The 12,228-nt window shown below is 40.5% G+C and carries 8 protein-coding genes; all 8 read left to right on the forward strand.

From position 1 onward, the window contains the following. Window positions 1–280 precede the first annotated feature (280 nt). The 8 genes from ACN6NB_RS08120 to yfmH all read left to right on the forward strand — a co-directional run bounded on the left by ACN6NB_RS08120 (window position 281) and on the right by yfmH (window position 12,090). Complete coding sequence (locus ACN6NB_RS08120) at window positions 281–1,009, forward strand: ClpP family protease (RefSeq protein ID WP_024424124.1); 729 nt, start codon at window positions 281–283, stop codon at window positions 1,007–1,009. Continuing rightward, on the forward strand, window positions 1,006–1,242 hold the full coding sequence (locus ACN6NB_RS08125; protein WP_008344712.1) for a YlzJ-like family protein: 237 nt from the start codon (window positions 1,006–1,008) through the stop codon (window positions 1,240–1,242). The genes ACN6NB_RS08120 and ACN6NB_RS08125 overlap by 4 nt, the downstream gene beginning before the upstream one ends. 110 nt (window positions 1,243–1,352) lie before the next feature. After that, a complete protein-coding gene (locus tag ACN6NB_RS08130; protein ID WP_144491235.1) occupies window positions 1,353–3,725 on the forward strand; it encodes an FtsK/SpoIIIE family DNA translocase in 2,373 nt (790 codons plus the stop codon). Window positions 3,726–3,889: 164 nt separating this feature from the next. After that, window positions 3,890–4,615 (forward strand): GntR family transcriptional regulator, encoded by a 726-nt coding sequence (locus ACN6NB_RS08135; protein WP_039178693.1) that lies wholly within the window; start codon window positions 3,890–3,892, stop codon window positions 4,613–4,615. A gap of 102 nt (window positions 4,616–4,717) precedes the next feature. Beyond that, a complete protein-coding gene (locus tag ACN6NB_RS08140; RefSeq protein WP_224929260.1) occupies window positions 4,718–5,947 on the forward strand; it encodes an MFS transporter in 1,230 nt (409 codons plus the stop codon). A 311-nt stretch (window positions 5,948–6,258) separates the two neighbouring features. Further along, window positions 6,259–9,375 carry an MMPL family transporter gene (locus ACN6NB_RS08145; protein WP_144491236.1) on the forward strand — a complete coding sequence of 1,039 codons (3,117 nt, stop codon included), beginning with the start codon at window positions 6,259–6,261 and terminating at the stop codon, window positions 9,373–9,375. A 145-nt stretch (window positions 9,376–9,520) separates the two neighbouring features. Then, window positions 9,521–10,801 (forward strand): EF-P 5-aminopentanol modification-associated protein YfmF, encoded by a 1,281-nt coding sequence (yfmF, locus tag ACN6NB_RS08150; RefSeq protein ID WP_144491237.1) that lies wholly within the window; start codon window positions 9,521–9,523, stop codon window positions 10,799–10,801. After that, the gene (gene yfmH / locus ACN6NB_RS08155) at window positions 10,798–12,090 is read left to right on the forward strand and encodes an EF-P 5-aminopentanol modification-associated protein YfmH (protein WP_039178701.1); all 1,293 of its coding nucleotides are present in this window, start codon (window positions 10,798–10,800) and stop codon (window positions 12,088–12,090) included. The genes yfmF and yfmH overlap by 4 nt, the downstream gene beginning before the upstream one ends. Window positions 12,091–12,228 lie beyond the last annotated feature (138 nt).

A 12,228-nucleotide genomic window follows, 5' to 3' on the forward strand; every position in this document is an offset into this window, starting at 1 on the left:
TGACAAAGTGCTAAAATGAACTTTATTTTAGCACTTTGTCTTCTTTTTAGCGTGATAGAAAACCTTTGCAGTCTAGAAAGGACGAGCACCGGAGCGGAGCGAATTTGACATTCGTGAGCACCGAAGCGCAGGACTGCGGGCGAATGCGAGGGTTTGTCTACACGCTAAGCCCAAGGAGCATAAGCTCTTTGGGCTTTTTTGATGTAGCGTGAGGAATGCGGATGGAATATGGGCTATTTGTTCATAATAGGAGAAGAGTTTGAGGAAAGGATGGAGACAAATGGACGAAAAGAATGAACAGCAGCCTGAGCGAAAGCCAGAAGAAAAAGACAGCATTATGAGCAAAATACAGCAGCTTGGTGAAACAGCCGTTCCGCAGCTGCCGCAAGATACAAATATCCATTGCCTCACCATTATTGGACAAATTGAAGGCCATATGCAGCTTCCACCGCAAAATAAAACAACCAAATACGAACATGTCATTCCACAAATCGTAGCCGTTGAACAAAACCCGAAAATAGAGGGCCTTTTGATCATCTTAAATACAGTAGGGGGAGATGTTGAAGCGGGACTCGCAATTGCAGAAATGCTTGCTTCTTTATCAAAACCAACTGTTTCGATTGTGCTTGGCGGCGGCCACTCGATAGGTGTCCCGATTGCTGTATCGTGTGACTATTCGTATATTGCCGAAACAGCCACGATGACCATTCACCCTGTGCGATTAACAGGTCTTGTCATTGGTGTTCCGCAAACCTTTGAATACTTAGATAAAATGCAGGAAAGAGTCATTAACTTTGTCACAAGCCACTCCAACATTACAGAAGAGAAGTTTAAAGAGCTCATGTTCTCAAAAGGCAATTTGACAAGAGACATCGGAACAAATGTCGTTGGTCATGAGGCAGCGGAATACGGACTCATGAATGAAGTCGGCGGTGTAGGACAAGCGATTAAAAAGTTGAATGAACTTATCGGAGACAGGGCATCTCAAAACGAGGGGCTGATCCAATGATTTTATATACGCCTATGCCATATGAAGCCATTTACGCTGAGGAACAGGGAGAACGTAAACTCCAGCAGGTAAACATTCAAGGTGTGCCAGTGATGGTTGAAATGAAAGAAGATGAAGCAGAAATCGTTCAAGTCATGAGCACCAATCCTATGGATTTTCTCAATCAAGAGCTTGCACCAGGCAAGCGATTGAAGTTACATTTAGGCACCAATCAAACCGACTCATATGAATGATTCTATGCTATAATAAAGGGAAAACTTACAACAAGATGCAGCCAAAACCAGGCTGCTTTCTTTCTGATCTTTCGGTAGGTTATATTTTCTTTCGTAGTAAGGTGATGAGTATGGCTAAAAAGAGAAAACGGAAAACGAGAAAAAAACAAAATAAACAGCTAAAACTGAAATATGAATTAAATGGATTAGTCTGTATTGCCATAGCGATCATTGCCATTTTACAGCTGGGCGTTGTTGGACAAACCTTTGTACATTTATTCCGATTCTTTGCAGGTGAATGGTTTATTCTCTGCCTTATCGGATTATTTCTTTTTGGTGTGACGATTTTCTGGAAAAAACAAATCCCAGATATTTTGACAAGAAGAAAAGCAGGTCTCTACTGCATCATTGCGAGTATCTTGCTTTTGTCACATGTGAAGCTTTTTCAGCATCTTTCATCTGCTGGCGTCATTGGCTCTCAAAGTGTAATTAGAAATACATTTGAGCTTTTCTTGATGGATATGAAAGGTGAAACAGGGTCACCTGATTTAGGAGGCGGCATGATCGGTGCTGTATTGTTTGCTGCTTCTTATTTCTTATTTGCGCAAGCAGGCTCGCAAATCATGGCGATTGTCCTGATGCTGATTGGAATTGTTCTGATTACAAACCGATCCCTGCAGGAAATGGTGAAAAAAGTGACGATTCCTGTATCACAATTTATGGTGAAGCAGTGGAAGGCGTTTGTTGAAGATATGAAAGGAATCAGGCAGGCGAAAAAGAGCGCGTCCTCTCAGAAAACAGGTGAAAAGAAAAAACGTTCACGCATTCAAGAACAGGACGAGGATGATCTGATCTTGATCGAAGAGGAAACGCCGTCTTCTGAGAATAGCCAGCCGATTATTTCAAGCTTTGCAGACAGGGATGACATTCTCACCCCGCCCGTTCAAAAGAAGCAGGCTGCAAAAGAGACAGAGCCTCTTCAAGAGTCTGTGCAAAGTGCACCAGTTCAATCTGGTACAGCTGATGAACCTAAAGAGGCGCCGCCGATGACATTTACAGAACTTGAAAACAAAGATTACGAATTGCCGTCACTTGATATTTTGGCAGAGCCGCAGCATTCAGGTCAGCAAACAGATAAGAAAAATATATATGAAAATGCAAGAAAGCTTGAAAAAACATTTCAAAGCTTTGGTGTGAAAGCAAAAGTCACACAGGTTCATTTAGGTCCAGCTGTGACCAAATATGAAGTATATCCAGATGTTGGCGTGAAGGTCAGCAAAATCGTCAATCTAAGTGATGATTTAGCACTCGCCCTTGCAGCAAAGGACATTCGAATTGAGGCGCCGATTCCTGGTAAATCAGCCATCGGGATTGAAGTTCCGAATGCAGAAATCGCTATGGTTTCATTAAAAGAGGTATTAGAATCGAAGCAAAATGACCGTCCAAATGCTAAGCTCCTTATTGGCTTAGGCCGCAATATCTCGGGTGAAGCCGTGCTTGCTGAAATGAACAAAATGCCGCATTTACTTGTAGCAGGTTCGACTGGAAGCGGAAAAAGTGTGTGTATCAATGGCATTATCACAAGTATTCTCATGAGAGCGAAGCCTCATGAAGTGAAAATGATGATGATTGATCCGAAAATGGTTGAATTAAATGTGTATAACGGCATTCCGCACCTTTTGGCACCTGTCGTAACAGACCCTAAGAAAGCTTCTCAAGCACTTAAAAAAGTAGTCAGCGAAATGGAACGCCGCTATGAATTGTTTTCTCATACGGGGACAAGAAATATTGAAGGATACAATGATTACATTAAACGAATGAATCAAACAGAAGATGCCAAACAGCCAGAGCTTCCTTATATTGTTGTCATTGTAGACGAGCTTGCAGATTTAATGATGGTCGCTTCATCTGATGTGGAAGATTCCATTACAAGACTTTCTCAAATGGCTCGTGCTGCGGGAATTCATTTGATTATCGCCACACAAAGACCTTCTGTTGATGTCATTACTGGTGTCATTAAAGCCAACATCCCGTCCCGCATCGCCTTTAGCGTATCCTCCCAAACAGATTCACGGACGATCCTTGATATGGGGGGCGCAGAAAAGTTGCTGGGCAGAGGGGACATGCTGTTTTTACCTGTTGGTGCAAACAAGCCGGTTCGTGTGCAAGGCGCCTTTTTATCAGATGAAGAAGTGGAACATGTTGTTGATCATGTGATCACACAGCAAAAGGCACAATACCAAGAGGAAATGATTCCAAGCGAAGAAACGCAGGATCAGCTTGCAGCTGTGGAAGATGATCTATATGATGAAGCAGTTGAACTGATTATCGGTATGCAGACAGCTTCTGTCTCTATGCTGCAAAGAAGGTTCCGCATCGGTTATACCCGGGCAGCACGTCTCATTGACGCAATGGAAGAACGAGGCGTTGTAGGCCCATATGAAGGAAGTAAACCAAGAGAGGTTCTACTCTCAAAAGAACAATATGACGAGCTCTCTTCATAAGTTGAAGAGAGCTTTCCTAGAAAATAGTAAACGATAGTATGATTATGTTAACTGGATGTCAGACTATTTATTTATTTGCAAAAACATGATATAGTTATGTTCAACTTATCTCGGAATAGAGATTTCTCATCTTATCATTTGCATTGATTAGACGGAGGGAAAACATGTCGACCAAAACAGACAATCGCCATTTATATTTGAAAGTGATTGACCGTATTAAAGAAGATATTCAAACAGGTGTATATGCCGAAAAAGAAAAGCTGCCTTCTGAGTTTGAGCTCTCAAAGCTTTTAGGTGTGAGCAGAGCGACACTGCGTGAAGCCCTTCGTATATTAGAAGAAGAAAAGTATTTAATAAGAAGGCATGGTGTGGGGACTTTCGTCAACTCAAGACCACTTTTTTCGACAGGCATAGAACAGCTGACAAGTGTCACGAAAATGATTGAGCAGGTCAATATGACGCCTGGTACCATCTTTTTATCTTCGCAAGAAGGGGAGCCAACAGAGAATGATGTCATTCGTTTTCAGTGTGATGAATCTGATGGGATTTTTTCAATGGAACGCGTTCGAACGGCAGATGGACAGCCAGTTGTTTATTGTTTAGATAAAATTCCAGTCAAACACCTTCCCGCTTCTTTTACACATGAAGAAGAGTCTCTTTTTGAGCTGTTTGGAAGAGAACCGCACAGCGGGATCAAATATGCAGTTGCGGACATTGAACCAATTGGCTACCACGATCAGGTTTCACCGATTCTAGATTGTGACCCTGAAACGGCGTTATTATTACTCAAACAAATGCACTATGATCAGGATGATCAGCCGGTCTTATACTCCCTCAATTATTTTCGAGCGGATAAATTCAGCTTTCATGTCATACGCAAACGATTTTAACAAGCAGTCGCTTCCATAGGCGGCTGCTTTTTGTTTGCCCATACATAATACTCGCCAAACTTGCCACACTAATACGTAACAGTATATAGAATTGGGTGAATGATGTTGGGCGAGAAAACAGTCAGTAAAAAGAATATCATTGCGTTATCATCAGTCCCTCTAATCATGACACTAGGGAACTCGATGTTAATACCTGTATTGCCAGAGATAGAAAAGAAACTCTCGATCACTTCCTTTCAAGTCTCTCTCATTATTACGGTATATTCGGTTGTAGCAATCTTATGTATTCCAATCGCCGGTTATTTATCAGACCGGATTGGGCGGAAAAAGGTACTGCTGCCGTGTCTTTTAATCGCCGGACTTGGAGGGGCTGTGGCAGCAGTCGCCTCAACAATCATGAAAGAACCGTATATGTGGATCCTTCTTGGCAGGGTCCTTCAAGGTGTCGGTTCAGCTGGAGCGGCACCTGTTGTTATGCCATTTATAGGAGATTTGTTTCATGATGATGAAGAGGTCAGTGCGGGACTTGGCGCCATTGAAACCTCTAACACAGCGGGAAAGGTACTAAGCCCGATTATTGGGGCACTTCTTGCTTCATGGTTTTGGTATGTGCCGTTTTGGTTCATTCCGTTCTTTTCGGCCATCAGCTTTCTCATGGTACTGTTCATGGTAGAGTCGGCAAAAAAAGAGGAGGACCCGCCTTCATTTAAAGAATTTTTAAAATCAACAAAGACCATTTTTAAGCATGAGGGACGCTGGCTTTATGCCATTTTTGCTATTGGCGGTTTTATTATGTTTCTTCTTTTTGGTGTGCTTTTTTACTTATCCGATAATCTAGAGGCAGCTTATCAAATAAAAGGTGTCAAAAAAGGGTTCCTGCTGAGTATTCCGCTCCTTTTTCTATCAATCAGTTCCTTCGTTGCTGGAAAAACGATTGGAAAAGAAAAAGGGAAAATGAGAATCTTTTTAATCGCAGGTATGGCTTTGTTATCACTTTCTTATATTTTTTTATGGTGGAATCACAGCTTTTACGTATTGTTTATCTGTTTAAGCATTGGCGGTGTTGGTATCGGTATTGTGCTGCCTGCACTTGATGCGCTGATTACAGAAGGTATTGAAAAAGAACAATGCGGTACCATTACGTCATTTTATAGTAGTATGCGTTTTATCGGTGTTGCTTTAGGGCCTCCGATTTTTGCCTATCTTATGGATAAAGGGGACTCCATTGTTTTTATTCTCTCGACCATTTGCAGTCTCATTTCACTATTTTTGGTCCTCTTTTTCATCCAGCCAGATGAAGAGGATGAGAGCGAACAATTGAAAACAGTTTAAATATAGAAAAAAGACGGCATTTTGCCATCTTTTTTCTTTTTTATAAATTGACATGTAAAATTTTGATAGTTAAACTAATGTATAGTAATATCTTTTAAATTATCCCAAATTGGAGGTGTTCAAAAACATTCATTTTCTGTCTTTCTTTAGGCAGAAATTGAGCTCGCGTGCTGATGATGGAGATGTGTTTCTTCAACACGTAAGGACAATTGAATAGGTCATCCTGCCATTTGAAGGAGACGCAGTCAGCACTTCAGACACGCTCAAATACAGCAAATTGATTGATGAACTAGAAGGAGCTTGAAGCAGCTATGTTGCAAATAATTAAAGCAAGATGGATTGTATTAGTGGTGTGGATGATAACAGCTGTGATTCTGTTTATTACTGCGCCCGATTTAGAGGAATTAACAAGAGAAAAAGGGCAATTAAAGGTTCCGGAGGGGACACCAACAGCTGAGGCACTTCACCTATTGGATAAGCTGTCAGATAAGAACGGGAAAAAAGATACAGGTGTGCTTGTATTCTCCGAACAACATCTGTTCCCTGCGAAAGAGCAGGAATTAAAAAAGGCTTTAGCTGCACTCATGACACATGCCCCAGAACTCCACATTGACGGAATTACTTCATATTTTCATGTAGATCCGGACATTCAAAAACAACTTTTATCAAAGGATAAAAGTACACTTCTTGTTCCATTCAAATTCGACCACTACGAAACAAAAGCTGTGAAGATTAAAGAACAAATTGAGGAAGTTTTAAAGCCCTATCATGTCTCATATGAAATAACGGGTCAAAAATTTGTGGATTCAGATGTCATTAAAAGTTCTCAACAAGGTCTGAAGAAAACTGAACTTATCACGATGATTTTTATTTTCTTTATTTTAATTATTGTTTTCAGATCGATATTGGCACCTGTTGTTCCGCTCATTACGATAGGCATTTCTTACGCTGTCAGCCGGTGTATTGTGGCTTTTCTTGTAGAATATACACAATTTCCTCTATCTAATTTTACTCAGATTTTTATGGTAGCCATTATGTTCGGTATCGGAACGGATTATTGCATCCTGCTGTTAAGCCGTTTTAAAGAGGAGATCGGCCAAGGCCGTGATGTCAAAGAGTCGATTATCGTCACGTATCAATGTGCAGGGAAGACGGTATTTTTCAGCGGCTTAGCCGTGTTAGTCGGCTTCTCAAGTATTGGATTTGCTAAATTCCAATTGTATCAATCAGCCGTTAGTGTTGCCGTTGGAGTGGGCGTTCTGCTGATTGCCCTTGTTACCATCGTTCCCTTTTTTATGTCTGTTTTCGGAAAATCTCTATTCTGGCCATCTAAAAGAGAAAACATCCGGCACCCGCAAAGTAAAATGTGGGAATGGGCTGGGCGCTTTTCATTTAGAAGGCCGCTGATCAGCTTAGGTTTAGTCGCTCTTATTACGGTGCCTCCTATTCTGATGTACGACGGCACCCTATCTTATAACAGTTTAAATGAAATTGGGAATAAGTATGAGTCGGTGTCTGCATTTAATACGATATCAGAGCAATTTGGCTTTGGTGAAGCGCTGCCTCTGAATGTGCTTGTTGAAAGTGACAATAAGCTAGATAATCAAAAAAAGATTGTGATCATTGAAAAACTGACCCGTAAATTAAATGACATTGACGAAGTCAAAACAGTCCGCAGTGTCACGCGCCCTGTTGGAGACGGGCTGAGCCAGCTTTATGTCACCTCTCAAGCGAAAGAGCTGGGAGGAGAACTTGGCAAAGGACATGAAGGAATCGGGAAAATTTCTGATGGCTTGACAGAAACAAACCTGGCCCTTCTCAAACAAAAACCAAAAATTGAAGAATCCGCTCAAGGCATTGACAAGCTGATTGATGGAACGAAAGCAATCAAAAGCGGTATCGGAGAAGTCAGGGAATCCCTTATCTCATTAGAAGATGGGGTGAGGCGCAGTAAAGAAGGCGTCGGCACGATTCGAAGTAAAATCAAAGAAGCGAAAAAAGAATTAGAGCAAGAATATCGCAGCAGTGAAACGATGATTCAAGAGCTAGAGCAAGTGGTGAATACACTGGAACGCCATGCGAAATCGAATCAGCAGCTGATGACAACCATTAAGAAAGTAAAGAAATCTTATGAAAATCTATCATTTGAAGCACTAGAAAATCGTCTTCCAGAAGTAAAAGACATGGAAGAATATAAAGAAATCAAGAAAGTATTCAAAGAAACAAAAGGAATGCTTGATCAAGCAGGGGATCAAATGAGTGTATATGAAGAGGAAGCCTCTCACTTTAAGCAAAAGATCAAGCAGGCAGATCAAGTGATTCAAATCTTATCAAGCAAGCAAAAAGAAGTAAAACGCCAAGTGCAGGCGCTCATGGATGGGCTTGATCAAATTTATGACGGTCTTGACCAAACAAATGAGGGCCAAAAAAAATTGATTAAAGAAATGCCTAAAATTGAAGATGGTGCAGATCAGCTGACAGACGGCCAAAAAGCCATCAAAAAAGGATTTGGCCAGCTTTCATCAAAACTTACATTATTAACAGATGGATTAGATGAAAGTATTGAAGGGCTTGAGCAGGTCAAAAGCGGCTTCACCGAGGCTGACGGCTACTTAAAGCAGCTTCAGCAAGCGCCAGATGAAGAAATAACGGGCTGGTTTATTCCAGAAGAAGTGCTGAAACGCCAAGAATTTAAGCAAATCTTCCATACGTATATGTCTCCAGATCGTAAATTAACGACTTTTGAAGTCATCCTAAATGTGAATCCATACAGCAATGAAGCGATGAAAGGTGTCGCAAAAATTGAGGAAACCCTTGATCAATATTTACCTGTAAGTGGACTCAAAAATGCCAAATACGGTGTATCTGGTATCTCAAGTTTAAATGTGGACTTAAAAGAAACGTCTGACGGTGACTTTATTCGAACTGTCATCTTCATGTTAATTGGTATTTTTATAATTTTAATTATTTTATTACGGTCAATCGTCATGCCGATATACTTAACACTTTCACTGATTTTAACTTATTTTACATCAATCGGGTTAACAGAATGGATATTTAAAACATTTTTTGGCTACGATGGTGTCAGCTGGGCTGTCCCATTTTTCAGCTTTGTTATTCTTGTGACACTCGGGATCGATTATTCCATCTTCCTCATGGATCGTTTTAATGAATGGAAGGGAGAGCATGTACAAGCATCGATGATATCAGCGATGAGAAATATGGGTTCTGTCATTATTTCTGCAGTGGCCATTTTGGCAGGTACGTTCGCCGCTATGCTGCCATCGGGAGTATTATCACTTGTTGAAATTGCAACGGTCGTACTCATTGGACTTTTATTATATGCTTTTGTTGTATTGCCGCTCTTTATTCCGGTTATGGTTCGTATTTTTGGTAAATGGAATTGGTGGCCGTTTAGAACGAAATAATGACTGGCGTCTCTGCTATGAGCAGAGGCGTTTTTATTTCCTATCCTTTCCTCTGATTGATATAATGTCTATTAAATGGCTGTTTCACGTATATATCAGCTATGTTCTAATACATAATAAATAGGATGAACAAAGGAGGTTTCTCATGACGTACTTACAAGAGAAGACACTGGACACACCTGGTCTTCATACTCATATTGTCAAAACAGAAAAATTTAAAACCGTGACAATCCTTTTTAAAATGCTTGCACCGTTATCCAAAGATGACGTCACCATGCGTTCTCTTTTCCCGCATGTGTTGTTAAGAGGAACAGAAAAGATGCCGAAAACAGGTGCATTGCGTGCTTATTTTGATGAGCTCTATGGAGCAACCGTTTCGGCAGACATGGCGAAAAAAGGTGAGAATCACATTATTACCTTCCGTCTAGAAATGGCGAATGAAAAATATCTAAAGGATCAAACTCCTTTACTAGAAAAAGGGATTGCCTTACTATCTGACCTATTATTCCACCCGTATGTTGAAGATGGGGTGTTTAGTCAATTATATGTAGATCAAGAAAAACGCACGTTAAAACAGCGAATTCAGGCAGTCTATGATGATAAAATGCGTTATTCGAATTTAAGACTCGTGCAGGAAATGTGTAAAGGTGAACCATATGCACTGCACGTCAATGGTGAAATGGAAGACATCGACGCAATCACCGCTCACTCGCTCTTTGAAGCTTATGAGCATGCGCTTCAATCAAACCAGCTTGATCTTTATGTAGTAGGAGATGTTGACGAACAAGACATCAGCCGAATGGTCTCCCAATACTTTAAAACAAGTGAAAGAGAACCGATCAAACAACAGACTGAATCAGCAAGACCTCAAAATGAACCAAAAGAAGTCATTGATGAAGAGGACGTAAAACAAGGCAAACTGAACATCGGCTTTCGCACACATACAACGATTGCAGATAAAGATTATCCGGCGCTGCATTTGTTTAATGGTATATTCGGCGGTTTCTCGCATTCTAAGCTATTCATCAATGTTCGTGAAAAAGCAAGTCTTGCGTACTACGCTGTTTCTAGACTTGAGAGCTTTAAAGGCTTGATGATGGTCATGTCAGGGATTGAAGTTGGCAACTACCAGCAGGCAGTAGACATCATCAAAGAACAATTTGAAGCGATGCAAAAAGGTGATTTTTCTGATGAAGCAATTGATCAAACAAAAGCAGTCGTCAAAAACCAGCTGCTTGAAACGATCGATACATCTTATGGGACAGCAGAATATTTATATCAGCATGCCGTTGTGCCAACTGGGGAAACCCTTGATTCCTTTTTGGAAGCATTAGACCGAGTGACAAAAGAGGACATCATCAAAGTGGGTCAGAAAATCGAGTGGGATACGACCTATTTTCTTAAAGGAACGGAGGGTGCTTCATGACAGTGAAAACAATTCAATTCGATCAGCTGCAAGAAACGGTCTATCACGAAAAAATGGAAAGCGGACTTGACGTCTATGTGCTGCCAAAGCAAGGGTTTAACAAAACCTATGCGACCTTTACAACAAAATATGGCTCAGTTGATAATGAATTTGTGCCGCTTGGCAAAGAAGACATGATTCGAGTACCTGACGGAATTGCCCATTTCTTAGAGCATAAGCTGTTTGAAAAAGAAGATGGAGACGTGTTTCATACTTTTAGTAAACAAGGAGCATCCGCAAACGCTTTTACAACGTTTACGAGAACGGCTTATTTATTCTCTAGCACCTCAAATGTCGAACAAAATCTTGAGACACTCATTGATTTTGTTCAGGAGCCTTATTTTACTGAAAAAACAGTCGAAAAAGAAAAGGGTATTATTGGCCAAGAGATTAACATGTATGATGACAATCCGGACTGGCGTTTATTCTTTGGTCTGATTGAAAATTTATATCAAGAGCATCCTGTGAGAATAGATATTGCTGGAACAGTAGAGAGCATTGCCCCTATTACAAAAGATCATTTGTATGAATGCTATGAAACGTTCTATCACCCGAGCAATATGCTTCTTTTCGTTGTCGGTCCCGTTGATCCGAAGCAAATTTTAGATCAAGTCAGAGCGAATCAGGCGAAAAAGCCATTTACAGATCAGCCGGAGATCAAACGAAAAGACATCAATGAACCTGAAGGTGTATACCGGAAAGAATACGAACTACCAATGAACGTACAAGGCTCTAAATGTATGTTCGGGTTGAAAACAAAAAATCCGCATAAAAAAGGAAATCAACTGCTAAAGCATGAGCTTGGGATGAACCTCATTTTAGAGACGCTGTTTGGCAAAAGCTCATTACAATATGAACAGATGTATGAGAAAGGCTTAATTGATGAAACATTCAGCTACGATTATACAGAAGAAGGCGGCTTTGGCTTCACTTCAGTTGGCGGGGATACAAATGATCCTGATCAACTCGCAAAAGTATTAAAAGAAACCCTTCTTCAAGCAAAAAGCCTCATGACAGAGGAGAAAATTGAGCTTGCCCGCAAGAAAAAAATCGGCAGCTTTTTAAAAGCCATGAATTCTCCAGAATACATTGCGAACCAATTTACTCGATATGCATTCTTAGACATGAGCTTATTTGATGTCGTCACAGTGCTGGAACAAATTCAATTAGCTGATATTCAGCAAATTTTAGATGAAGAAATTGATGAAGAACGGATGTCCGTTTTCAAAGTCGTCCCAAAAACAAAATAAATGTAAAAAGACAAACTCATATCGGCAGAGTTTGTCTTTTTTTATGTTTATTGAAAAAGCCGCTTTATTTGCGAGGATATTCATTGACAATTGTTTTGTTCGTTAGTTAAACTCTTTAATAGTTAAACACTTAAACTA

The sequence above is a fragment of the Bacillus sp. 11B20 genome, from assembly GCF_056098985.1.